Origin of the sequence: Paenibacillus sp. HGF5, from assembly GCF_000204455.1 — a bacterium.
In the GTDB taxonomy this organism is placed as follows: Bacteria; Bacillota; Bacilli; order Paenibacillales; family Paenibacillaceae; genus Paenibacillus_AQ; species Paenibacillus_AQ lautus_A.
In genome coordinates this window covers 56424-79767 of sequence record NZ_AEXS01000159.1, presented here as the reverse complement: position 1 = coordinate 79767, position 23344 = coordinate 56424, and the positions used below count along the sequence as shown (strand labels likewise).

The following is a 23344-nucleotide window of genomic DNA, read 5'->3' as shown; positions in this document are numbered from 1 at the left end:
CACGGGCGGCTGTTCCGATACGAGGCGAATTACAGCCGCTTTCTGGAACTGAAGGCGGAGCGCGAGGAGCGTGAGGCTGCTTCCGAGCAGAAGCGCCAGAATTTGCTGCGAAGCGAACTGGCCTGGATCCGCCGAGGAGCCAAAGCGCGTACGACCAAGCAGAAGGCGAGGATCGAACGATTCGAGAAGCTCAAGGATCAGGAGATGGTACACAGCTCCGGCGAACTGGACGTCTCGGTCGCTTCCACCCGGCTGGGACGAAAAATTCTGGAGATTGAAGGTCTGCGGAAGAAGAGCGACGACAAAGTTCTCATTCAGGATCTTTCCTACATTGCCGTTCCCGAGGATCGGATTGGCATCGTTGGCCCGAACGGCAGCGGCAAATCCACGCTGCTCAATCTGATTGCCGGGCGGCTTCAGCCGGATGCCGGGGAAGTCGTGCTTGGCCCCACGGTCAAGCTCGGTTATTTCACGCAGGAGCATCAGGAGATGGACGGCAGTCAGCGAGTGATTGAGTATATCAAGGATGAAGCGGAGGTTGTCCGCACGGCGGACGGCTCGGCCATTACCGCGGCCCAGATGCTGGAACGCTTCCTGTTCCCGCCGGCGCTGCAGTGGACGCCAATCGCCAAGCTTTCGGGAGGCGAAAAGCGCAGGCTGTACCTGCTGCGGGTGCTGATGAGCGCGCCGAACGTGCTGCTTCTCGATGAACCGACCAATGATCTGGACATTCAGACGTTGTCCGTCCTGGAGCAGTACCTGGATGAATTCCCGGGCGTCTGCATCGTGGTATCCCATGATCGCTTTTTCCTGGATCGAACGGTGGACAAGATCATGGCGTTTGAGGGCAACGGACAGATCCGTGTCCATGTCGGCTCTTACAGCGAATATGCCGAATGGATGCAGCGCCATGGCGGCGAAGCCGCCGGGGGCAAGGCGGAAGCATCCAGTGCCAAGCCTGCTTCGGGAGGCTCAGGCAGCGGTTCCGCTCAGGAAGCGCCGCGGGAGCGCTTGAAATTCAGTTATAAAGAACAGCGGGAGTACGAGCAGATTGACGGTCTTATCGAAGCCGCCGAGAACAAGCTCGCTTCGATTCAATCGGAGATGGAGACCGCCGGCAGCGATGCGGCCAGGCTTCAGGAGCTGATGAAGTCCCAAGAGGAGACGGAAGGCGAGCTGGAGCATTTGATGGAGCGCTGGACCTATCTGAACGAGCTTGCGGAGAAGATTGAGCAAAGCAAGAAATCTTGAATATGCAAGCGAAACACCAATAATAAAGGGGCGTCCCCAGGCTTAAGGCCTTGGCGGGACGCCCCTTTTTCTGTATGGAGATGACTTATTTCACGTAGGCAGCCAGCAGCTTAACGGTGTTAAGAACAGCCTGTTTATGCGTTCTTTCCATCGCATGGGAGGCATGAACGCCGGGACCGATCAGCGCAGCCTTGATGTTGCTGCCGGCGGAGAGCGCCGCGGATGCATCGGAGCCGTAATGCGGGTACACGTCCACCGCATAAGCAATGCCTTCGCTTTCAGCCAACTGGATCAGACGGCTGGTCATGCCGTAGTCGTAAGGACCGGAAGAATCCTTCGCGCAGATGGATACATCGGTTTCCTTGCAGCTCAGGTCATCGCCGATGCAGCCCATATCGACCGCAATCAGTTCATTGATGTCGGCAGGAATGTAGGCGGCGCCATGTCCGACCTCTTCATAGTTCGAGATGAGAAGCTTCACATTGCAGGCAGGCTTCCAGTTATCCCGCTTCATGCTTTCGAGCAAGCCGAAGAGGGCGGCAACGCTGGCTTTGTCATCCAGATGGCGGGATTTGATGTAACCGCTCGGCGTAATGACCGCACGCGCATCAAAGGACACAAAATCACCAACGCCGATTCCGAGTTTCTTCACATCATCGGCAGACTCCACCAATTCGTCGATCCGGACCTCCATATGGGCTTCCTGGCGCTTGAAATCACGGGCATCGCTGTACACGTGAACGGAAGGATGCGTGGACAGGATCGTGCCCGTATATTTCTTGCCGCTGCGCGTATGGATGATGCAATATTCATTCTCGATGCTGTTCATCATGTATCCGCCGACGGAGGTAAGCCGGAGCGTTCCTTCCGATTTCACGGCACGAACCATTGCGCCGAGCGTGTCCACATGAGCGCTCAGGCCGATGGTTCTGCTGCCGTCTTGTCCGGGAACGGACAGGATGGCTCCGCCTTTCTCATTCCATTCCAGGGAAACTCCAAGCGAAGCGGCTTCCTGCTTGATCCGCTTCATGATGTCGTGGGTATATCCGGTAGGGCTCGGCGTATCCAGCAGTTCTTTTAGCAGGTCCAGCACGTAAGTTTCATTCGGTTGTATCGACACGGGTTGTTATGCCTCCTTGATTCGATGGGACAGCCTTCCCTATTCAACGGGAGCGTCCTTCTGATCTTTCTTGTTTTCCTCTTCCGCCGCTTGTATTTCAGGGGTGTATCCCGTTACTTCACGGATATGTATGAGCTGCTCCGCTAACGAACGGATTTCCTTCTGCATTTGATATTGACGGTAAATCCCGAACGTGCCGACGATCAGTCCCCCGATCAGCGAGCAACCGATAATCAGCAGAATGAGCGGTACGTTGACGGTGCCGAATAACAGGTTCACGGCAACCGGATTGACATTGATGACGGCGAACACAGCCGTAATCAGGGCAAACAATAAGGCTGCGATTAACGACCATTGAATTTTCATGGGGAACACCTCCTTCCTCCAAACAGTATAAAATCCCTCGCCCGTAAAGGGCAAGGGATTTTATTCCACTGGTCAATTGAGAATGGCTCAAGCCCGCGGAAGCAGGGCTGTTTATTTCGTCAACTGCTCCATTTGGTTGATGACGTCTTCAAACACGCTCATCGCCTCACGGATCGGCTCCGGAGAAGACATATCCACGCCGGCTTTCTTGAGGATGTTGATGGAGTAGTCGCTGCCTCCGCTCTTCAGGAAGCCGAGATATCGGTCAACGGCAGGCTGGCCTTCCTCCAGGATTTGCTTGGAGAAGCTGGTCGCAGCCGAGAAGCCCGTCGCGTATTTGTACACGTAGAAGCTGTTGTAGAAATGAGGAATCCGCGCCCATTCCATGCCGATCTCTTTATCCACCTGCATGCCTTTGCCGTGATATTTCACGTTCAGCTCGTAGTAGATGTCGGAAAGATCCTGTGGCGTCAGGGATTCGCCGCTTTCCACGCGTTCATGCACGATCTTCTCGAACTCGGCAAACATCGTTTGACGGAATACCGTCGTCCGGAATTGATCGGCATAGTAGGTAAGCAGATACATCTTCTGCTTCGGATCCTTGGCGTTCTTCAGCAGGTAATCCATCAGCAGCGCCTCGTTCGTGGTGGACGCCACTTCGGCCAGGAAGATGGTGTACTGCGCATCACGGTATTTCAAGGCGTTGTCGGAGTAGTAGGAGTGAAGCGCATGACCCATCTCGTGGGCAAGGGTAAACATGCTGTTCAGGTTATCTTTATGGTTCAGCAGAACATATGGATGGGTGCCGTATGCGCCCCAGCTGTACGCGCCGGTCCGTTTGTTCTCATTCTCGTACACGTCGATCCAGCCGTTGTCATAGCCTTCCTGCAGGCTGCTGAGGTAATCATCACCAAGCGGCGTAAGGCCTTCCTTGGTCATTTGTTTCGCTTCCTCGTAAGTGATATCCCATTTGTACTCTTCTACGAGCGGAGCGAACAAATCGTACATATGAAGCTCATCCACGCCCAGCAGCTTCTTGCGGAGCTCCATGTAACGGTGAAGGAGCGGCAGGCTTTCGTGGATGGTGTCGATCAGGTTCGTGTAGACTTCCTTCGGAATGTTATCCCCATAGAGAGCCATTTCCAGAACGGAAGGGTACTTGCGGACGCGGGAGTAGAACATATTTTTGTTAACGTTGGCGTTCAGCGTAGCCGCAATCGTGTTTTTCTGCTTGCCGTAGGTTTCGTAGACGGCTTTGAAGGCACGCTCGCGAACCTCGCGGTTCGGGCTCTCCAGGAATTGAATATAATTGCCGTGCGTAAGCTCGACGTCCTTGCCGTCCTCGTTTTTGATTCTCGGGAATTTCATGTCCGCATTGTTGAGCATGCCGAAAATGGTCTGCGGTGCAGAGGAGAGGTTGCCGACTTGAGCCAGCAGCGCTTCTTCCGTTTTGGACAGCACGTGCGCTTTCTCCCGTTTCATTTCGGTCAGCGTGAATTTGAATTCCTTCAGGGAAGGGTCCTCGATCAGTTTATCCAGTTCCGCCTCGGACAGGGACAGAATTTCAGGCGTGATGAAAGAGAGGGCTTCTCCGGCTTCGACGTTCAGTTTTTTGGCTTTGGCGGTTAGTGCCTGATATGTAGGGTTTGCCGTATCTTCGTCATGGTGCATATGGGCGTATACGTATAAGCGTTCGGCATGATATGAGATTTCGTCTTCGAGCTCGAAGCATTCCTTGATGGAAGCTGCGTTGTTTAACTTGCCTTGGTAATCGGCGGCGCGTTTCAGCAGATTCTTCAGCTCCGCAAAGCTTGCATCCCAAGCCTTTTGGTCAGCAAATAAATCCTCGAGTTTCCATTGATGCTCCTTAGGGACATCAGCGCGTTTTAACAATTGTTCCATGGAAATCCTCCTTGAATGATATGGATTAGTTGGAGTCCGGGTTCCTTCAGACAAGACTTCGGAGCGGGCAGCGGATAGAGCAAGCAGGCTGATGGCAAGCGTAATGCAGAGCACCTTGGCGCCTCTCATGGCATAATACCTCCTCGAATTGAAGCATCCGAGCGATAGTATGCCGCGTACCCGCCACTTTCATCCTATAAATTTACGAGGAACCCAGATTCAAGAAACTGTATACAATAAGGTAAAAGGCAAACAAGATAAAGGCGACGGCAATCAGGGCCATCCCCTTTCTCAGTCTTTGGGGTATCCGATCCCGATACATGATCATGATGGCACCCAGACTGAAGGCCAGAATAATGAAGATGACGATATTCGTATAATCCATCCATTACACCTGCTTAAAGGCAGCCATCATTTCTCTCCACTCATCTTCCCGGCCTTCGAAATCTTCTTTGGGAAAGCGGTTTTGAGCCCAGTGCATCAAGGCTGGCCGACTCATGAAGGTATGGGTCTCTTCACCCCACTGGTCGGAAATTTCGCGAAGAACGATGTATCGGCCCTGAACTTCGACCGTCATCATGTTCCACTTGTCTTTTTTGTATATTTCATGTTTTTTGATCATATGCATCTCCGTTTGCTACTTAGGCTTTTGGGTAAATGATAACGCACTCGCGGGCTTAAAAGCAAATCATCTTCTGATTAAAATAGTGTACCGAAAAAAGCCCCTTAGGGTGAATTGACGGATTGCATTGTCAGAAAACATGGGATATAATATGGATATTCGCCATAGATGGCGGTATTTTTAGGAGGTTGTTCATTTGAAAGGTACAGTTAAATGGTTTAACGCAGAAAAAGGTTACGGCTTCATTTCCGTTGAAGGTGGCGAGGATGTATTCGTACACTTCTCCGCAATTCAAGAAGAAGGCTTCAAGAGTTTGGAAGAAGGTCAAGCGGTTGAGTTCGACATCACAGAAGGTAACCGTGGTCCTCAAGCAGCCAACGTAACAAAACTGTAAGCTAACTCCCGATACGGAGATCTTATAGAATTACCAAGGCATGAAGCACAGTTCTCTACCGAGAACTGTGCTTTTTTGTATTCTTTTGGGTCAAGCAGGGTCTGGTCGGGATCAATCAAAGGCAGGTTCGGATCGAAACCGGGTCCGTGCTTGCCTTTGATTCATCTTATACCCAGTGGGCGATTCGGCTGTATTCTAAGCGCCGAATCCAGAGGAATGCATCTCCTCCGGCTTGGCGAAGAGGTGCCGGTAGATAAAGCCGAGGCAGGCAGCGAAGGACAGGAGGGCTGCAAGCAGGTAGAAGGCCGATCTCCCCGCGGCTTCGAACAGCAAACCGCCGAAAGCTCCACTGAGAAGCCCCGAGACGCTGGACCAGAAAATAATGAAGAGCGCCATCCCGGTCGCCCGGTACTGCCACGGAATGATCCTGGTAATATAACGGACTGCGGTTACATAGAACACGCCGAAGGTAATGCTGTGAAGCGACTGGACGGCGAGCACCGACAACGGATCGGACGCCAGCGCCATGAGCAGGAAGCGGAGCGCAAACATCAGGCTTGCAAAGCCGAGCAGCGGCAGCTCCTTCATCTTGTCGCCATACTTGCTCAGCAGGAAAAAAATCGGGATCTCGCTGGCAGCCGAGATCATCAAGGACCACCCGATAAGCCCCTCGCCCGCACCAAGCCCCGATAAGGTGAGCGTCAGAAAGGCTTCATTCATGCGGTGGGCGATGGCAAGACAGAAAGTGCAGCCGAAGAACCACAATATTTCTTTCGAACGCAATATTTTGAGCAGGGCTGCCAGTTCCACAGGCTCTGACTTGGCCGCGACGCCATCGCGGATAAGAAAGGAGCATATGAGCGTAAACACGCCGATCCCGATGCCGATCGACAGCGCAGCCGAAGCGCCCGCTGCACCGATGGCATATCCAATGCCAAGGGCGAAGAACGCGTAGCCCAGCGAGCCGAATACGCGGATGACGGTAAAGCTGCGACCGTACCGCTGCGCCGTCTGGATGGCCATCGTATCCGCCAACGGATAGACCGGGTAGTAGAAGAAATAAAACAAGCTGATCGTAATCAATACAACGCCGAAGCTTGCAACCTGCCATAGAATAAGCATCGTGACAAGCTGCCCGATAATCAGAATGTTCATGATGCGCTTGATGGTCCGGTATTTGTCGCTCGTGTAGCTCCAAATCATGTTGGAGAACATGGATATCAACGGGCCGATGGCATACAGATAGCCGATCTGCGCGCTGCTGAAGCCGATCTCTTTGTAATACAGCGGAAAATAAGAAATGACAAGGGCTGTCGTGCCGAATATCGTAAACATAAAGGCGCGGAGCCAATTCTGATCCGGTCTGGATGAAGCGGGAAGTTTCATGCTGGGGATCTCCGTTCTTTCATGAACCCGTGGACCGGTGGACGAAACGGCATTCGCGAAGTTCATGGTCTGTTGTTCAACTCCGACTAGTATATAACATATCGCTGATTGGAGATAGATGGATAATAGAATGCGTTAAAGGCCCACCCCCGTCAATGATCTGTGTTATTTGTGCAAAATGGGCGATCATATTATAATAGGTTTGATTTGGATAGGTATAAAAAGACAACCATGTGGAGGCAGAGTTCATTGAATAATCAAGAGCTAAGCCGTAAGGTTCCGCGCAGTCCGGTCGGGCTGATGAGCCGGGTGTACAAATTCATACTCCCGGAAGTGCGGAGCGAATTGGAGAAGTGGCGCCGGGAGGCTGAGCAAATTCCGGATGAGGAGCTACGAAAGCAGGCACTGGCCAGTATAGATACCAAAAGATTTCACTGCCAGGGCGGTGCGGTGTATGCCGCAGCCAATCTGCCGGAAAAGCACATTCTGATTCCATTGATTGTAGCTTACCAGACAATTAGCGATTATCTCGATAATTTATGTGACCGCAGTACTTCGCTGGATCCAGCGGATTTCAGACAGCTCCATCAGTCGATGCTGGATGCCGTTACACCTGAAGTGGAGCCGGCTGATTATTACGCGCTCCGGTCCGAAAGGGAGGACGGAGGTTATCTTCTCCGCCTTGTGCAGAAATGCCGGGATTGCATCGGGCAATTATCAGGATATGAAGCGGCAAAGCCCTACATAAGGGATTTGGCTGGGCTTTATACCGATTTGCAGGTATACAAGCACATCCATCCGGATAAGAGAGAAGCGGCATTGCTTGAATGGTGGTCCCGGCATGCACACCGGACACCGCATCTGCGGTGGAACGAGTTTGCGGCTGCAACGGGATCAACCTTGGGTGTGTTCATGCTGTTCTTGGCTGCAACCGATCCGTTTCTGGATGACGAGGATGCATCGTCCATTCATGCGTCTTATTTTCCGAATGTATGCAGTCTCCACATTATGCTGGATTATCTTATTGATCAAGACGAAGACAGGCTGGGCGGCGATCTGAACTTTTGTAATTATTACGAAGATGCCGATACGATGCTGAACCGTATAGCTTCCATTGTTGAGTGGGCCCGGAAGGATGTCAGAACGATTCCCTCGACCCCTTTTCATCGTATGATCATTGAGGGGTTACTGGCGTTATATTTATCCGATCCAAAAGTCAGCGAGCAGCAACTGGTTCGCACCGTATCCAAACGTTTGATGAAGAAGAGCCCGATGACCCGGATTTTTTTCTACGTCAACAGCCGATGGATTCGTAAGCATAAGCATGAGTGACATTGAAGGAGGAAAAGAGACATGGCAGAGGTTAAAAAAATTGCAGTTCTTACAAGTGGTGGCGATTCCCAAGGGATGAACGCGGCGCTGCGCGCCGTTGTACGAAGCGGTTTGTATTATGGACTAGAGGTATACGGGATTCAACGCGGTTACCAAGGTCTTCTGGAAAACGACATTATCAAAATGGACCTTCGCAGCGTAGGGGATATCATCCAGCGCGGAGGCACGATTCTTCGTTCTGCCCGTTGTGAGGAGTTCAAGACGGCGGAAGGGCAGCAGAAAGGCGCCGACATTCTGAATCAGCACGGCATCGACGGTCTGGTCGTCATCGGCGGAGACGGCTCGTACCAAGGTGCGAACAAGCTGAGTAAGCTCGGAATCAAAACGATGGGTCTTCCGGGCACGATTGATAATGATATTTCCTTTACCGATTATACGATCGGTTTTGATACAGCGGTCAGCGTCGTTGTAGACGCTGTAAACAAATTGCGCGATACGATGTCTTCCCATGCCCGCTCGTCGGTTGTAGAGGTTATGGGACGCCACTGCGGTGACATCGCCCTTCACGCGGGCCTGGCTTCCGGGGCGGAGACCATCCTGGTGCCGGAAGTGGAATACAATCTTGATGAAGTGGCGACGCGCCTTCGGGAGAATTTTGCCAAAGGCAAGCGTCACAGCATCATTATCGTAGCGGAAGGCGTCGGACGCGGCGAGGATGTTGTCCACGATCTGAAAGAGTGCCATGCGTCAATCGATGCCCGCGTAACCGTGCTTGGTCATATCCAGCGCGGCGGAGCTCCGACTCCGTTTGACCGCAACCTGGCAAGCCGTCTCGGCGATTTTGCGGTTCGCAGCCTGATTGATGGCCAATCCGACAAAGGATGCGGCATCATCAAAGGCGAACTGGTCCTTACGGATATTGACAAGGTCGTTAACACCAAGAAGGAATTCGACCGGGATCTGTACGATCTGGCATTGCGATTGTCCCAATAAGTCCGTTTTGACGATATCAATAAAAGACCGTCTCCATGGCAGAATCCATTCTGCTTGGAGACGGTCTTTTTTTAGTATAGATGTTAGACCATCCTGATATCGCAATAACAACTTCCGCGATATGCGGTCCGTTGTCTTATGATGCGGATAAGGACGTTGCCTTTGCCTGGCCAGCGAACTTGCGTTGGACTTTGACCAAGCGCATAAGCATCAGGACCGCGCCTACCCCAAGACCCGTGATCAACCCGATCCAGTAGCCGAAGGCTTGCCAATCGGTATAGTTGGCGAGCACGTATCCCACAGGCAGGCCAATGACCCAGAACGATAGAAAAGCGAGCATAAAAGCGACGTTAACGTCTTTGTAGCCTCGCAGCGCTCCTTGGGTCGGCGTGGCGATCGCGTCCGAGATCTGGAAGAAAATCGCGAACAGCAGGAAATGCTGGATCAACGCCACGACCTCAGGCTCGTTGGAATATAAACCGGCAACCTGGCGGCCGGCCATAAACAGGACGACAGCGGTGATCAGCGACAGGATGACGGCCGTCCCGATGCCGAGTTTGGCGTACTTCCAGGCATCCTTCATCCGGCCCGAGCCGGCTTCAAAGCCTACAAGAATGGTTAAGCTCATGCATATGCTTAACGGCAGCATGTACAGTGTCGTAGCGAAATTCAAGGCGGCCTGATGCGCGGCAATGGTAGCCGTGTCAAAGCTGCTCATGAGCAAAGTCACCGCGGCGAAGACTGCGGTCTCGAGAAAAATCGAGAACCCGATCGGCACGCCGATTTTTAACAGGCCCTTCCAAGCGCTCAGGGATACTCCCCGAAGCTGCCTGAAGATACCGAATGGAGAGAATGGGTGATTTCTATGGATGATGACGATGGCGATCGCCAGAACCGTCCAATAGGTAATGGCGGACGCCAGGCCGGCACCTACGCCTCCCAATCGCGGAAAGCCCCAGAAACCATAGATCAATAGGGCATTCAAGCCTACGTTCACCGGGAGGGTGATCAACGTGATGACCATCGAAATTTTCGTTTGCCCGAGCGCATCGATGAAGCTGCGAAGCACGGTGTAGGCAAACAACGGAATGATGCCGATCGAGATGGCGGCGAGAAATTGGGAAGCAATACGCCGAACCTCAGGCTCCAGGTTCATGGCACCAAGAATGCTCGGTACGACGGCATACCCGATCGCAAGGACGACGATGGCGAGTAAGACGGACAGCCAGAGCGCCTGGTTGACCTGATAGGCGACTTTTTGTTCCTGTCGTCCGCCGACGAGCTGCGAAACGATGGGGGTGATCCCCATTAGAATTCCGCTGAGTCCGGTTTGGACCGGAATCCAAATGCTTGTAGCGATGGCTACGCCTGCCAAGTCGACCGAGCTGAATTTTCCCGACATGTTGGTGTCAAAAAAAGTAATGGCCGATAAAGCAAGCTGCGTTACGAGAATGGGGATGAGAATGATCGCGAATTGTTTCAGCTTTCCCCGCGTTGTAGTGGTCGGTTGCATTGTGATTTGCCTTTCTTTCGTTGAAGTTTTATGACGCTGTTCCTATATTGTAGGACCCGTCCCTGAGCGGGCACAATAACGGGCTTATTGAGCGGCAAGCCGTAACTCAACCAGCGTTTGAATTGGGGTGCGTCAGCTTGCTTGTTCATGGCCGGAAGTCCGGCCCTAATCTTCATCATAGCATTGACTGTCAAGAGAGGGGTTCATCGATCGTTTAAACGGAAGAAAGGGCCGGCCATGAATGATGGCCGACCCTTTCCAAACGGATGAGTGATTATTTATGAGTGACGCCTTCCGTATAACGGTTGGAAGCATTCCAGAGTAAATATTCATCGACGTTCGTGTCTTTGAGGGCGCGAATCTGCTCCTCGATTTCTTTTTTGCCGTATTTGGCATAATTTCCGCTTCCGAGCCAGCTGGCGGTAAAGTCCTGAATCCAAGGCCGGATGATCGGCTTCTGCTCTCCCAGCTCATCGAGCTTTTTGTGGGTGTCTTCCATAGATCCCTTGATGGTCTGGTAAGGAGCCTTGTCCGGAACGGGGGAGCCGAACCAGCCCGCCGTGTAATGGCTCGGGTATACCATCGGACTGATGATATCGACGTTTTTGGAGATTTTGACGAAGTCCTGCCCGATGCCTTCTGCCGCAGGCACCGAGGCCGCATAGCCGAAGATGTCAACGGATACGCGGATGCCGAGCGGCGCGAGTTCTTCCCGAGCATACTGCACAAAATCGGATACCACGTCCACGCGCGATTGATCCGTCTTGGTATATTTCAGGGAACCGGCCCGTTTCTCGAAGCCTTCCGGAAAACGAACATAATCGAACTGGATTTCCTTGAATCCGAGTTTGGCGGCTTCTTTGGCGATCTCGATGTTGTAATCCCATACCTCTTTGCTGTACGGGTTGACGAAGCTGTCGCCGCCGCCGTTGGTCCATACGGTGCCATCGCTTTTACGGAAGGAAAGCTCCGGGTTTTTCTTGGCAAGAATGGTATCCTTGAACACAACAACCCTGGCGATCGGATAGATATCGTGTTTCTCCAACCGCTTCATCAGCTGCTTGATGTCTTTGATAAACGGCTGGGATTTGCCGAGCTCCTTCAGTTTAGGATTATCGGTCTTGTACGTTATGTATCCTTCATCATCCTTGATGTCGATGACCATGGCATTGAGCTCCGTCTTGTCCAAAAGATCCACCAGCTGATTCATTCTGGAGCCACCTGCGCTATAAGCCGTTACATAAATGCCCTTGACTTTAGGCGCCTCGACCTGCGGATCGATTGCGGTCGTGTTCGGCTTGATGCCGCTTTGCCCCTGGCCTTTGCCCTCGGTTTGGCCGTTGCCTTGGCTGTTGTTTTGGTGCATGCCCTGGATCATGGCGGTGTTTAATGAGGCCTGAAGTTTGGCGGTTAGATTGCCTTCCTGCGGACTGGAACTGCCTAAACCCGCGGATGCCAAGATGAATAAAGCCAAGATGATATTCATAATTACTCTCTCCCTTGTGTACATTCACATCATGATTATAAAGGAACGGTTGCCTTCAAAAAGAACAGGATTGTTACAATCGACAATAAATTGGAAACGGTGGGCGAGCGTACCTAGTTCATTAAACGGGTGGAGGGCGTTTTAAACGCTAAAGTTCGACATTAGCGGCAAGTTTACCGTGAACAACGTGTGAACAAGGGGAGTGACAAGTCGGATTAGAAACACAAAGAAGATAGATAGCGGTTACATGCGGCATTATGCCGCTTAACGGGAAATGACGTGCTTATAGAATTCACATTTTCTCTTAAAAAAATGCCGTTTTTCACCGGTGGATTTTACCTGAACCGGAGAAGAACGGCATTTCTCGTGCAATGATCGCGTGTTGCTTTAAAATTAATGAAGCGGAGTTTGATTCTGATGTTCGCAAATGCTGAACTGAATGATCTCAAGAGCGTCCTCCTGCTCCAGAATACTCAGCCCGTCCCTAAGAACGATCATGGAATTCAATTCGTTCTGTCTGAAGAACGGTATCATTTCCGGGAACCACTTCATGACGATTTGTGACAATTTTACCGTTTCCATTTCCATAAAAATCACCCTTTCCTTCCGAATTGGTTAGGCAGGACGTTCTTTTGTAAAACGGAAAAACAATTAAAATTGGGCCTGAGCGTACGCCCGGGAATCAGATCTCATGAATATTGTAGGAACCGCGCACAAATATTATACCACAAATTTACCTTTCCCTCACACCCTGGTAAATATTTAGTTCTTGCGGAATTGCCCCATGACGGCCGTCGTTTCCACGATATTGACGAAAGCCTCGGGATCGGTTTCCGTAATGATTTGTTTCAGCTCAGCCAGCTCGTATCGCGTCGTGACGGTCATGAGCATATCCTTCTCTTTATGGCTGAAAGCTCCCTGGGTTTTGATCTTGGTTATGCCGCGGGGGCGCTTGAGCAGCTTCTCCAGCAAGGCCTCCGTCCGGTTCGTGACGATAAAGACGGTCACCTTGATGTGGCTGATGTGAAGCATGTCCACCATTTTACCGGCAACATAGATGGAGGCCATGGAAGCGAGCGCCAGGTTCCAATCCTGCTCCAGATAAGCCACCGCCATGATGACGATGGCGTTCAGCGTCACCAGTACGCTGCCGACTGGGAAGTCCCGATGTTTCGTGACCAGGGAGCCGATGATATCGAAGCCCCCGGTTGAACCCCCGACCCGAAAGGAGAGGCCGGTGCCGAACCCGACAAGCACGCCGCCGAAAACCGAGGACAGCAGCACATCGGTTGCAACATGATTCACCGGGATGAGCTCAAGAAACAAGGTTGTGACGATAACCGAGAGGATGCTGAGACCGACGAACCTTTTGCCCAGCTTGAACCAGCCGGTGATCAGGATCGGAATGTTGAGCACAAAATACATAATGCTGATATTAAGCGGCGTGAAATAACCGATCACGAGGGCCACGCCGGATACGCCGCCGCTGAGCAGATGATGAGGAATCAGAAACAAATTGAATCCGGCGGCGATAATCATGCCCCCGAATACGATCGAGAAATAGGTCCATAGACGCTTCAACATAGGAATCACCTCCCGGTTATTATGACTTCTTTAAGCTTGCTGGTATTCCAGAAATGTTTTGTGATATAATGTATTGGATATTCTTGAGTAGTCCGTTACATTGATAACTTTGCAAGCTTATCAGGATGATTATACATTAACCAGTCACCATACTGGTGATAAGAGAAATATACCGGTTCACCTCGTGCAGAAAATCCTGCTGGCCGGGAAAGCCTATAAACGTTACCACTACTTAAGAATACAGAGAAGAAAGTGGAAGTCCACAGATAGAAGGAGTATGAACCTATTGAAAAATTTCGCAGATTTTGGCTTGGAGCCGCGCGTGCTGCAAGCAATCACTGAGCTTGGCTTTGAGGAAGCCACACCGATTCAATCCCAATCGATTCCGATTGCTCTAACCGGCAAGGATATGATTGGACAAGCACAGACTGGTACAGGTAAGACAGCAGCATTCGGCCTACCTCTTATCCACAAAATCGCCAAGGAAGAGGAGCGTATCGTCGCCCTCATTATGACACCGACCCGTGAACTTGCCATTCAGGTTGCTGAAGAAATCGGCAAGCTGTCCCGTTTTAAAGGAATCCGTTCCTTGGCTATTTACGGTGGACAGGATATCGGGCGTCAAATCCGCGCTTTGAAAAGAAAGCCTCAGATTATTATCGGTACACCGGGTCGATTACTTGACCACATCAACAGAAAAACCATCCGTCTTGATGACGTACAAACCGTTGTATTGGACGAAGCGGATGAAATGCTGGACATGGGCTTCATGGAAGACATCCAGTCGATCCTTAAGCTTGTTCCTGAAGAACGTCAAACCTTGCTGTTCTCCGCAACTATGCCCGCTAACATTCAGAAGTTGGCATCCCAGTTCCTAAAGGAACCTGAGCATGTATCCGTTATTCCTAAGCACGTTAGTGCTCCACTGATCGACCAAGCATATATCGAAGTTCCTGAACGTCAAAAATTCGAAGCCTTGAGCCGCCTTCTGGATATGGAGTCGCCTGAGCTTGCGATTGTCTTCGGACGTACCAAGCGCCGTGTCGACGAATTGGCAGAAGCCCTGCAAAAACGCGGATATTCGGCAGATGGCCTCCATGGCGACCTGTCCCAGCACCAACGCGATACCGTCATGCGTAAATTCCGCGACGGCAGCATCGATGTGCTCGTGGCTACAGACGTGGCAGCGCGCGGTCTCGACGTATCCGGCGTTACCCATGTCGTAAACTTTGACTTGCCGCAAGATCCGGAAAGCTATGTACACCGTATTGGACGTACGGGCCGTGCGGGCAAGGAAGGTACAGCCTGGTCCTTCGTGACGCCGCGTGAAATGGATCATCTGTATTTCATCGAGCGTGTGACGCGCCACCGTATTCCGCGCAAGCCGCTGCCAACGATTGCCGAAGCGATCGAAGGTAAACAGCGTATCATCGCTGAGCGCGTGCTTGAAATCATTGAGCAAGGGGAATTGACCGAGTACAAAGGTCTTGCCATTCAATTGCTAGAGCAGTACGATTCCGTACAATTGCTTGCAGCTGCAATGAAAATCCTGACAGGCGACAAGAAGGAAGCTTCCGATATTCACCTTACCCCTGAGGATCCGATCCGCGCCAAACGCCGGAAGCCGGATATCCGTAATGGCCGCAAGCCTAGCGGCGGTTATGGCGGACGCGGCAACAGCGGCGGATATCGCCGTGACGGAGGAAGCGGCGGCGGCGGTAACCGTGGCGGCTACTCCAAAGGCGGATACAACCGTGACGGCGGTGGTGGTTACAACCGTGATCGCGATGGCGGTGGTTACAACCGTGACCGCAACAACAGCGGTGACCGCAAACCGCGTTCCTATAGCGGCGGCGAGCGTCGTCCTAACCGGAGCGGGGACGAATAATAACGGCTAACTTCCCTTACCGGAAGTAACTTGCCGAAAAACCAAAAGACGAAGCAGCAGCCCACGCCAAGTGGAGCCGCGCTTCGTCTTTTGTTCATGGTTAAAGAGGATGCACCCTGAGTGCATCCCCATTAACCGCGCAGTTTAAACCCACGATCAGCCTATCTGTTTCACGATAATGACTAAAGAGACATTAGATATAGAATGTGCTGAGAATAATTACAAGCAGAATGAACAGAACCAGGACAATACCGACGTTATTTCCGTAGCCGTAACCTCCGCCACCTTCACAAGACATACATAATCCCTCCTCTTTAAATTTGGAAATTCAAGCTTGTTGAATGGATTACGTGATATCGTATGGGGAAACAGGGCCATTGGATTGGATATACACCCAGGATCGTATAAATTAGGCTCTGGCAATGCATGTACAAAATAAGGTATATTAATAGATACATGCATGATTTGAGTGAGGAGGAAACGGATTTGGAAATGAAAGGAGCCATGGGTGGCTTATATAAGCTCACCGAGTGGATTACCCGTATTGCTTTTTCGAACATCTTGTGGGTTATTTGTACATCGCCTTTCCTGTTTATCGTTCTAACCAAATTCCTAATGGCCGTTCAGACGCCGGAAGCGCATAACGAGCAGCTGCTGTCGAACTGGATCCTGGGAATATTATCACCGTTTGTTCTATTTCCGGCTACGGCGGCTTTATTTACCGTTGTTCGGAAATGGGTAATGGGCAACCCGGACGTTTCCGTGTTCAAAACGTTCTTTAAGGGCTATAAGGAAAATTACAAGCAGAGCATGATCGGCGGTATTTTTTATACGCTGCTGTTCGTGATTATGTATGTGGATTACACGGTTTATATGACGCAGCTCGATGGTTTCCAGCTTGTCGGCATCGTGATGCTGGTGCTGCTCATTGTACTGTTTGTCTCCCTGTTTAATTTCTTCTCCATGACCGTTCATTATGAGATGAAAACGACTCAGCTCCTAAAAAATGCGGTGCTGCTGACTCTGATTCGTCCGTTCCGCGTATTTTCGACTTTGATCGGAAGCGCTGTCTTGGCGTATATCGGCACGCAAATGCCGGTGCTCTTCGTGTTCTTCCTGTTCTGCCTGATGGCCTTGTTCGCGTTCTTTAACTTCTATGCGACCTTTACCAAAATGCAGGAGCAGCAGGAAAAAATGAAGAAGGCCGAGGAAGAGGAGTCGGAAACCGAGCAAGCTCTTCTGGAAAGCATGGATTCTGCCAAAAAGGGAGAGAACGGATCGAAACCTTAAATAACGAGAGGTTTACTTTTCCGGCAAAACCCCCTATAATAAGACTACATCCTGCGATGTTCGTTTCGGTTTTCCGTTGTTTTGAACCAATGACGATGTCTAGGGAGATCTATACGTAATCGTGGCTGAAATGCCCTGTCTATATGACAAGGGGAATTCATAAGCGGTTCTGCGGTCACCCACCTGCTATAGCAGGTTCGAAGACAATGTTTACCGGACGGCATAGGCGGGTTTCGTCAAGCCAATGAATGGGCACCTCTTTTATTTCGAATTCGAAGTGAAAGAGGTGCCTTTTTGCTGTATATAAAGGTTTGCTGAAAGCATAAACAATGTTAAACTAGAGTATGGAAAGGAACGGTCATTTATAAAGGAGGAACGGTCTTTGTCATTAAAACGAGTTCTAATCGGTATCGTGCGCAGCTATGACGGCACAAGCGACCGTGCTAAAGATCCCAAGCTGAAGACGCGTTATTACAATCTTTCAAAAGAAAAGTGTTTTGAAGAGGTTTCCTCGACACTGAAAAAAATTCCGGGTTACAAAGTTCTGCATGAGGTAAAATCCGTGGGAGAAATCACGTTAGAGAAAAGAACCTCCTTTGGACGTACACTGGACATTACCGTATCCGTGCTCGGCATCAGTCCGGTTCGCAGCGCAGTTGATATGTATTCGGCATCCCGCGGTTCCCTTGGGGATCTGGGGGCGAACTATCGGGTCATCTTGAACCTGTACGCTGTACTGGACAAAAAACTGAGCAAGTATAAAGTGGATGCTTAGTAGAATAAGAAAAAGCGGGAGAGCTGCTCTCCCGCTTTTTAAAAGTGTGCCGCATATGTAGCCTTCGGCGTGTTAACGCAGAGATTTCACGGCATCGATGGCAGCTTCGTAATTCGGGTGCTCCGTCATTTCGCCAAGGTATTCTACGTAGGTGATGGTATCGTTAGCATCCACGACGAAGATCGAACGCATGTCGAGCTGAAACTCCTTGATGAGCACGCCATACGCTTCACCGAAAGAACGCGATTTATAGTCGGACAGCGTAATGACCCGGTCAACGCCTGCAGCTCCGCACCAGCGGGCCTGGGCGAACGGAAGGTCGGCACTGATCGTTAGAATCACGACATCGTCGCCAAGTCCGGCGGCCTCTTCGTTGAAACGGCGCGTCTGTGCGTCGCATACCCCGGTGTCGAGGGAAGGAACGACGCTGATCAGCTTGATTTTACCTGCATAATCTTTAAGAGATACGTCTTCGAGCAGGTTCTTGCTCACGGTAAAATCCGGCGCGGCATCACCAGCCTTGAGCTGTGGTCCGATGAGTGTAATAGGATTGCCCTTGAAAGTGGCAGCTCCTGAACGTTCTTGAGCCATGAGAAATCTCCTCCTTGGATATCAAAGTTTGGTGATCAGGTTCATGGTACATTATAATCTTTTTAAAAAGGGAATGTCCACTAAAGGGCACCCCTGGCCTGGTTTAGGATGAGGAGGATGCTATGATATTCGTACGTTATGAGAATTGGAAAAGTTATTTGCGTTATTATCCCGTTACATCGCTGCTGCTTGTGATCAACCTGGTGATGTTTGTGATTACATCCTTTGACGGCGGTTCGAGAAATCCGATGACGCTGCTGAAATATGGAGCTTTGTCGGATTTGCCGCAGTTCGTCGACCAGGCATGGAGATACTTTACGGCGATGTTCCTCCATAACGGATTTGACCATTTGTTGTTCAACAGCTTCGCACTGCTGGTATTTGTTCCCCCGCTGGAGAGAATCATGGGGAGCTGGAAATTTGCCATTCTGTATCTGCTCAGCGGTGTTCTCGGTAATGTAATCGGATTGGCTTATTATGAGCGCATGGAGGACTATACCTTCCTTGTAGGCGCCTCAGGAGCCATATACGGAGCTTATGGCGCTTATCTGTACATCGCCTTGTTCCAGCGGCATGTCATAGATGAGTCGTCCCGCAAGACGCTGTTCACCCTGCTTATATTAGGGATCTTGTTCTCGTTTACCCCAGGGGTCAGCCTTGTAGCCCATGTCGGCGGATTGGTAGGCGGATTTTTCCTCTACGGTCTCATGATTCGATTATTCAAACGTCGAACATAATCGGACCTAAGAGGGTCTGTTATAATAGAATTGGATGATTTGGATAAAGTCTTCAAGTCTTCTAGGGAATAAGAATGGAGCGATAAAAGGCGTGGAATTACGACAGTTGCAATACTTTGTAAAGGTTGCGCAAAAGGAACACGTTACCCAAGCGGCAGAAGAGCTTCATGTGGCTCAGTCGGCCGTCAGCCGTCAAATACATCAGTTGGAAGAAGAACTGGGTGTTAATTTGTTCATGCAAAAGGGCCGGAATCTGCAGTTAACCCCGGTAGGCCAGCTTTTTTGCAAACGGGTGGAGAGCATTATGAAGGATTTGGACCGTGCGGTCGTCGAGATACATGAATTCCTGGACCCGGAGCAGGGGGAGATCCGCATCGGTTTCCCTCACAGCCTGGGCATACATTTGATTCCGTCCATCGTGGCTGAATTTCGGAAGAAGTACCCGAACGTGAAGTTCCGGTTTAAGCAGGGCATGTTCCCGACTTTGATCCGGGACGTCGTCGGGGCTGAAGTGGATTTGGCGTTTGTGTCTCCGTTTCCGGATCGCCACGATCAAGTGGACGGAGATATCGTGTTGACAGAGGAGCTGTTTGCGATCCTGCCGCCGAATCACCCGCTTGCGGGGGAGCAGTCCATCAAGCTGGAGCAATTGAAGGAGGAGCGCTTTGTGCTGTTCAGCAAGGGCTACTCCTTGCGCCCGATTGTATGGCATGCCTGCCTGGAAGCCGGGTTCACGCCGAAAATTGCTTTTGAAGGCGAGGAGACGGATACGATCCGCGGGCTGGTTGCTGCCGGCATGGGGGTCAGCCTGCTACCTGAAATGGCGCTGTTCCAGACGAATCCGCTTCAGCCGGCACGCGTCCGAATCTCGGAGCCGAAGGTAACGCGTTCCATCGGTCTGATTCACCGCGCGGACGAGAAGCTGCCACCGGTTGCGCAAGCCTTCCGTGCGTTTTTGCTTCAATATTTTGGCATTGATCCGTCGCCGAAAAAGGAAGAGAAAGCGGAATGACGCTTCTCTTCTCCTAATAGTCAAGCTTCATGAATTCAAGCTGGACATCATCAAGTGATTATAAAAAAGAGGGCTTTCCGTCTCCGCCAATCAAGGTAGAGAGGAAAGCCCTTTATTGTTGTTCTACATGTTAAACGGGTTTATTCCCGGTTGCTCGTAAAGATCATGATGTAACGGATCAGCTCGAGCAGCGAGATCAAAGCTGCAGCGACGTAGGTCAGGGCCGCAGCGTTCAATACCTTAGCGACTCCGCGTTCTTCGTCATTGGCAATATAGCCTTCTTGAACCATCAGCTGACGGGCACGGTTGCTTGCGTTAAACTCGACCGGCAGCGTGACAAGCTGGAAGGCAACGGCGCAAGAGAAGAAGATAATGCCGAGACCGACCAGGTTCATGGCTTGGAACAGGAATCCGGCAATCAAGAGAAACGGAGCGATACCGGATGCAAAGTTAACGACCGGGAACATCTTGTGACGGGCTACGAGCATCGGATAGTGCTCCGCATGCTGGATCGCATGGCCTACCTCGTGACAAGCGACGGAGACGGCCGAGATGGTACGTTCGTAATAAACAGGCTCCGACAACCGGACAACGCGTTTGGTCGGGTCATAGTGGTCAGAGAGCGTGCCTGGCACCGGTTCAATCGGTACGTCATGGAGTCCGTTGGCATCCAGCATATGACGCGCTGCATCGTATCCGGTCATGCCGGTGCTGTTTTCAACCTTGGCCCATTTGTTGAACGTGCCTTTGACCCGGAACTGAGCCCAGAGAGAGAATATAAACGCAATAATAATGAGTATAAACATCCAGTCAGAATACATTTATCATACCCCCATACAAAGTTGTCAATTTGGTGTTGCATCATTACATCGAAGTGAACTGGTTCAGCAAAATTTGCAGCGACTCGATACAGGCAGCTCCCTTGGGAAGAATGTTAGCGAGCACCTCCCGTGCTTGACTGGGTTTTAATTCGCTAAGAAGCGGATTGAGCTCCTTGACATCCCGTTCCAGCTGTTTCATCTGTATTTCGAGTTTGGTTAGCTTCTCCGTCATTTCGGAATCATCGGCAACCGACTTCCAGCGATCCAGTCTCTCCTTAATCTCATCGAGAGTATATTTCTCTTGCTTCAACTGATTAATACGTTCGAGAGTGCTTAAGGTTTCAGAACTGTACAGCCGGTAGTTTTTTAACGTCCGTTTTTCAGGGGAGATCAAACCCAGCTTCGTATAGTAGTCAATGGTTCTTTCGCTGATTCCGGCAGCCTTGGCCAGCTCACCGATCCGGAAGAGGTTTCCGCTCGTGATCCCCATCATTCATCACCTCGCAAGCCTTCATTGAATTGGACATTAATGAATGCATTTATATTTTCATTTTAATAGAAATATGATACATGATCTTCAACCATACAGTCAAACGTCATAGTTGTGACAAAAAACCTTGAAGCCTAGTTTATTCTTCACTGAGCATCATGTTCAACGATTTGCACTGTATGCACTTAATGTTAGATTATATTACATAAAGGAAGTTTTTTTGAAAAAAACCGTTGCGGTTTTTTAATCATCCCCCTATAATGACAATAAGAATTCAAGTTGATGTTATATTAGTTAACACAAAGGGGAGTGTAAAACATGAAAAAAAGATGGCTATGTTTAATGGCGGGAGTAATCGCACTACTCGCATTCCCGGCGAGCGCGTTCGCCGCTGATGGGGGAGCCACGAACGTTGAATTAACGGCTGGTCTGAACTCCGTATTCGTATTCTTGGCAGCGCTGCTCGTATTTTTCATGCAAGCAGGGTTCGCTCTGCTGGAGGCCGGTTCGGTTCGCATGAAAAATGCGGGGCACGTTGCAGGCAAGACCTTTCTGACCTTCGGCATTTCGATCGTAGCCTTCTGGGCGCTAGGGTTTGGTCTAGCCTTCGGTAACGGCAACAGCTTTTTCGGATTTGAAGGCTTCTTCTTAAGCGGCGACAATGCAGCAGGCTCATTTGATTCCTTGTCCGCATACGATGTGCCGACGACCATCATGTTCCTGTTCCATCTGTCCTTTGCGGCCGTATCCTTGGCGATCGCTTGCGGCGGTATGGCAGAACGAGCAAAGCTGAGCGTTTATATCGTGTTTGGATTGCTGTTCACCATCGTGATTTACCCCATCGTTGCTCACTGGGTGTGGGGCGGCGGCTGGCTCGGCGCTCTGGGCATGCAGGACTTTGCCGGATCGACGGTCGTTCATTTGACAGGCGCAACAGCAGCACTGGTGGCTACGATTCTTCTGAAGCCTCGCCTTGGCAAATATAATAAAGACGGGAAGCCTAACAGCATACCGGGTCATAACCAAGTTTTATCCGTACTCGGCGTATTCATCATCTGGATCGGCTGGTTCGGGTTTAACCCGGGCAGCACCATCTCGGCACTCACAGACGGTTTCTTCGGTTTCGTGGCATTGAATACGAATATCGCAGCGGCGGCAGGCGCGCTGGCCGCATTGCTGATCTCTTGGGCGGTTCTTGGCAAAGCGGATATTCCTAGCATGCTGAACGGTATCCTCGCTGCATTCGTTGCCATCACAGGCGCTTGTGCTTTCGTGGAGCCTTGGGCGGCCGTCGTGATCGGTGCCGTAGCGGGTACGATTACGTTCTTTACGGCGCAATGGTTTGACCGCAAAGGTATCGATGATCCTGTATATGCATTCTCCGTACACGGCATTGCCGGTATGTGGGGTGCCGTGTCCACCGGATTGTTCGCGGCTCCTAGGCTTGTTGAAATCACGGGCGTAGGCAAGGAAGGATTGTTCTACGGCGGGGGCTTCGGCCAGCTCGGCGTTCAGCTTCTGGGTCTGATCGGCACGTTTGCATTCGTTCTGGTGATCTCGTTCATCATTCTGTATATCATGAAAGTTACGATGGGCATCCGCGTAACGGAGGAAGAGGAATTGATGGGTCTTGATATCAGTGAACATGGAACCTACGGATATCCGGAGCAAATGAAACTTTTGGTGGAATCCGAAGGGAAGTCTCCCGAGTTCCGTTCCGGAAGCAAAGCGGTTCCAGGAAGCGACGCGGCTTTATAAGCTCACAATTAATTGTTCATGAAATAAGTCAGA

The 23344-nt window shown here is 50.9% G+C and carries 24 protein-coding genes and 1 other RNA gene; 11 read left to right on the top strand and 14 right to left on the bottom strand.

Annotation, left to right across the window (positions count from 1 at the left end):
- On the top strand, positions 1-1251 hold a 1251-nt coding region (locus tag HMPREF9412_RS26240), incomplete at its 5' end, for an ABC-F family ATP-binding cassette domain-containing protein (RefSeq protein WP_009594798.1).
- Between the two features lie 85 nt (positions 1252-1336).
- Here HMPREF9412_RS26240 and HMPREF9412_RS26235 read toward each other — a convergent pair.
- The 5 genes from HMPREF9412_RS26235 to HMPREF9412_RS26215 all read right to left on the bottom strand — a co-directional run bounded on the left by HMPREF9412_RS26235 (position 1337) and on the right by HMPREF9412_RS26215 (position 5261).
- Positions 1337-2371 carry a M42 family metallopeptidase gene (locus HMPREF9412_RS26235; RefSeq protein WP_009594791.1) on the bottom strand — a complete coding sequence of 345 codons (1035 nt, stop codon included), beginning with the start codon at positions 2369-2371 and terminating at the stop codon, positions 1337-1339.
- A gap of 39 nt (positions 2372-2410) precedes the next feature.
- On the bottom strand, positions 2411-2737 hold the full coding sequence (locus tag HMPREF9412_RS26230; RefSeq protein WP_009594827.1) for a LapA family protein: 327 nt from the start codon (positions 2735-2737) through the stop codon (positions 2411-2413).
- 111 nt (positions 2738-2848) lie between these two features.
- Positions 2849-4639, bottom strand: coding sequence for an oligoendopeptidase F (pepF, locus tag HMPREF9412_RS26225; RefSeq protein ID WP_036673656.1), 1791 nt, complete (start codon positions 4637-4639; stop codon positions 2849-2851).
- Positions 4640-4841: 202 nt separating this feature from the next.
- Complete coding sequence (locus tag HMPREF9412_RS26220; RefSeq protein WP_009594848.1) at positions 4842-5024, bottom strand: hypothetical protein; 183 nt, start codon at positions 5022-5024, stop codon at positions 4842-4844.
- Positions 5025-5027: 3 nt separating this feature from the next.
- Positions 5028-5261: a hypothetical protein gene (locus HMPREF9412_RS26215; RefSeq protein WP_009594800.1), complete on the bottom strand. Its 234-nt coding sequence runs from the start codon at positions 5259-5261 to the stop codon at positions 5028-5030.
- Positions 5262-5457: 196 nt separating this feature from the next.
- On the opposite strand from HMPREF9412_RS26215, the gene HMPREF9412_RS26210 reads away from it, so the two are divergent.
- Positions 5458-5655: a cold shock domain-containing protein gene (locus tag HMPREF9412_RS26210; protein ID WP_006211711.1), complete on the top strand. Its 198-nt coding sequence runs from the start codon at positions 5458-5460 to the stop codon at positions 5653-5655.
- 195 nt (positions 5656-5850) lie between these two features.
- Here HMPREF9412_RS26210 and HMPREF9412_RS26205 read toward each other — a convergent pair whose 3' ends face one another.
- On the bottom strand, positions 5851-7041 hold the full coding sequence (locus HMPREF9412_RS26205) for an MFS transporter (protein WP_009594813.1): 1191 nt from the start codon (positions 7039-7041) through the stop codon (positions 5851-5853).
- A 249-nt stretch (positions 7042-7290) separates the two neighbouring features.
- On the opposite strand from HMPREF9412_RS26205, the gene HMPREF9412_RS26200 reads away from it, so the two are divergent.
- Together HMPREF9412_RS26200 and pfkA are read left to right on the top strand one after the other, a co-directional pair.
- Positions 7291-8373, top strand: coding sequence for a tetraprenyl-beta-curcumene synthase family protein (locus HMPREF9412_RS26200; RefSeq protein ID WP_009594857.1), 1083 nt, complete (start codon positions 7291-7293; stop codon positions 8371-8373).
- Positions 8374-8394: 21 nt separating this feature from the next.
- Positions 8395-9366 (top strand): 6-phosphofructokinase, encoded by a 972-nt coding sequence (gene pfkA / locus HMPREF9412_RS26195; protein WP_009594803.1) that lies wholly within the window; start codon positions 8395-8397, stop codon positions 9364-9366.
- A 136-nt stretch (positions 9367-9502) separates the two neighbouring features.
- On the opposite strand, the gene HMPREF9412_RS26190 is transcribed toward pfkA, so the two are convergent.
- The 4 genes from HMPREF9412_RS26190 to HMPREF9412_RS26175 form a co-directional block, all read right to left on the bottom strand.
- On the bottom strand, positions 9503-10885 hold the full coding sequence (locus HMPREF9412_RS26190) for an MATE family efflux transporter (protein ID WP_302622008.1): 1383 nt from the start codon (positions 10883-10885) through the stop codon (positions 9503-9505).
- A 268-nt stretch (positions 10886-11153) separates the two neighbouring features.
- Positions 11154-12365, bottom strand: coding sequence for a putative glycoside hydrolase (locus HMPREF9412_RS26185; protein ID WP_009594810.1), 1212 nt, complete (start codon positions 12363-12365; stop codon positions 11154-11156).
- Positions 12366-12758: 393 nt separating this feature from the next.
- Positions 12759-12953: a hypothetical protein gene (locus HMPREF9412_RS26180; RefSeq protein WP_006211704.1), complete on the bottom strand. Its 195-nt coding sequence runs from the start codon at positions 12951-12953 to the stop codon at positions 12759-12761.
- 174 nt (positions 12954-13127) lie between these two features.
- Complete coding sequence (locus HMPREF9412_RS26175; protein WP_009594844.1) at positions 13128-13949, bottom strand: YitT family protein; 822 nt, start codon at positions 13947-13949, stop codon at positions 13128-13130.
- A 286-nt stretch (positions 13950-14235) separates the two neighbouring features.
- Here HMPREF9412_RS26175 and HMPREF9412_RS26170 point away from each other — a divergent pair, with 286 nt between their 5' ends.
- Positions 14236-15837, top strand: a complete 1602-nt coding sequence (locus HMPREF9412_RS26170) for a DEAD/DEAH box helicase (protein WP_009594830.1) — start codon at positions 14236-14238, stop codon at positions 15835-15837.
- A 193-nt stretch (positions 15838-16030) separates the two neighbouring features.
- Here the strand turns inward: HMPREF9412_RS26170 and HMPREF9412_RS33125 are convergent, their stop codons facing one another.
- Positions 16031-16135 carry a YjcZ family sporulation protein gene (locus HMPREF9412_RS33125; RefSeq protein ID WP_207797483.1) on the bottom strand — a complete coding sequence of 35 codons (105 nt, stop codon included), beginning with the start codon at positions 16133-16135 and terminating at the stop codon, positions 16031-16033.
- A gap of 188 nt (positions 16136-16323) precedes the next feature.
- On the opposite strand from HMPREF9412_RS33125, the gene HMPREF9412_RS26165 reads away from it, so the two are divergent.
- The 3 genes from HMPREF9412_RS26165 (at position 16324) to HMPREF9412_RS26160 (ending at position 17902) form a co-directional block, all read left to right on the top strand.
- Positions 16324-17127, top strand: coding sequence for a YesL family protein (locus HMPREF9412_RS26165; protein WP_015736695.1), 804 nt, complete (start codon positions 16324-16326; stop codon positions 17125-17127).
- Between the two features lie 45 nt (positions 17128-17172).
- A non-coding RNA gene (gene ssrS, locus HMPREF9412_RS32270) (6S RNA) lies at positions 17173-17364 on the top strand.
- Between the two features lie 145 nt (positions 17365-17509).
- Positions 17510-17902, top strand: coding sequence for a DUF1499 domain-containing protein (locus tag HMPREF9412_RS26160; RefSeq protein ID WP_006211699.1), 393 nt, complete (start codon positions 17510-17512; stop codon positions 17900-17902).
- Positions 17903-17974: 72 nt separating this feature from the next.
- Here HMPREF9412_RS26160 and tpx read toward each other — a convergent pair whose 3' ends face one another.
- On the bottom strand, positions 17975-18493 hold the full coding sequence (tpx, locus tag HMPREF9412_RS26155) for a thiol peroxidase (RefSeq protein ID WP_009594784.1): 519 nt from the start codon (positions 18491-18493) through the stop codon (positions 17975-17977).
- A 122-nt stretch (positions 18494-18615) separates the two neighbouring features.
- Here tpx and HMPREF9412_RS26150 point away from each other — a divergent pair, with 122 nt between their 5' ends.
- Both HMPREF9412_RS26150 and HMPREF9412_RS26145 read left to right on the top strand, forming a co-directional pair.
- Positions 18616-19230 (top strand): rhomboid family intramembrane serine protease, encoded by a 615-nt coding sequence (locus HMPREF9412_RS26150; protein WP_009594817.1) that lies wholly within the window; start codon positions 18616-18618, stop codon positions 19228-19230.
- A 91-nt stretch (positions 19231-19321) separates the two neighbouring features.
- Positions 19322-20242: a LysR family transcriptional regulator gene (locus tag HMPREF9412_RS26145; protein WP_009594790.1), complete on the top strand. Its 921-nt coding sequence runs from the start codon at positions 19322-19324 to the stop codon at positions 20240-20242.
- A 140-nt stretch (positions 20243-20382) separates the two neighbouring features.
- On the opposite strand, the gene HMPREF9412_RS26140 is transcribed toward HMPREF9412_RS26145, so the two are convergent.
- Entirely contained in the window at positions 20383-21063 is a 681-nt protein-coding gene (locus tag HMPREF9412_RS26140; RefSeq protein WP_009594846.1) for a zinc metallopeptidase, read from the bottom strand.
- Between the two features lie 43 nt (positions 21064-21106).
- Positions 21107-21556 carry a MerR family transcriptional regulator gene (locus tag HMPREF9412_RS26135; protein WP_009594823.1) on the bottom strand — a complete coding sequence of 150 codons (450 nt, stop codon included), beginning with the start codon at positions 21554-21556 and terminating at the stop codon, positions 21107-21109.
- Positions 21557-21871: 315 nt separating this feature from the next.
- Between HMPREF9412_RS26135 and HMPREF9412_RS26130 the strand changes: the two genes are divergently transcribed.
- Positions 21872-23311 carry an ammonium transporter gene (locus HMPREF9412_RS26130; RefSeq protein ID WP_009594814.1) on the top strand — a complete coding sequence of 480 codons (1440 nt, stop codon included), beginning with the start codon at positions 21872-21874 and terminating at the stop codon, positions 23309-23311.
- Positions 23312-23344 lie beyond the last annotated feature (33 nt).

Coding starts and splice junctions, on each gene's coding strand:
- HMPREF9412_RS26135 (WP_009594823.1), bottom strand. CDS start 21,556: ATGATGGGGATCACGAGCGGAAACCTCTTCCGGATCGGTGAGCTGGCC.
- HMPREF9412_RS26150 (WP_009594817.1), top strand. CDS start 18,616: ATGATATTCGTACGTTATGAGAATTGGAAAAGTTATTTGCGTTATTAT.
- HMPREF9412_RS33125 (WP_207797483.1), bottom strand. CDS start 16,135: ATGTCTTGTGAAGGTGGCGGAGGTTACGGCTACGGAAATAACGTCGGT.
- pfkA (WP_009594803.1), top strand. CDS start 8,395: ATGGCAGAGGTTAAAAAAATTGCAGTTCTTACAAGTGGTGGCGATTCC.
- HMPREF9412_RS26130 (WP_009594814.1), top strand. CDS start 21,872: ATGAAAAAAAGATGGCTATGTTTAATGGCGGGAGTAATCGCACTACTC.
- HMPREF9412_RS26180 (WP_006211704.1), bottom strand. CDS start 12,953: ATGGAAATGGAAACGGTAAAATTGTCACAAATCGTCATGAAGTGGTTC.
- tpx (WP_009594784.1), bottom strand. CDS start 18,493: ATGGCTCAAGAACGTTCAGGAGCTGCCACTTTCAAGGGCAATCCTATT.
- HMPREF9412_RS26205 (WP_009594813.1), bottom strand. CDS start 7,041: ATGAAACTTCCCGCTTCATCCAGACCGGATCAGAATTGGCTCCGCGCC.
- HMPREF9412_RS26140 (WP_009594846.1), bottom strand. CDS start 21,063: ATGTATTCTGACTGGATGTTTATACTCATTATTATTGCGTTTATATTC.
- HMPREF9412_RS26220 (WP_009594848.1), bottom strand. CDS start 5,024: ATGGATTATACGAATATCGTCATCTTCATTATTCTGGCCTTCAGTCTG.
- HMPREF9412_RS26215 (WP_009594800.1), bottom strand. CDS start 5,261: ATGATCAAAAAACATGAAATATACAAAAAAGACAAGTGGAACATGATG.
- HMPREF9412_RS26230 (WP_009594827.1), bottom strand. CDS start 2,737: ATGAAAATTCAATGGTCGTTAATCGCAGCCTTATTGTTTGCCCTGATT.
- HMPREF9412_RS26175 (WP_009594844.1), bottom strand. CDS start 13,949: ATGTTGAAGCGTCTATGGACCTATTTCTCGATCGTATTCGGGGGCATG.
- HMPREF9412_RS26185 (WP_009594810.1), bottom strand. CDS start 12,365: ATGAATATCATCTTGGCTTTATTCATCTTGGCATCCGCGGGTTTAGGC.
- pepF (WP_036673656.1), bottom strand. CDS start 4,639: ATGGAACAATTGTTAAAACGCGCTGATGTCCCTAAGGAGCATCAATGG.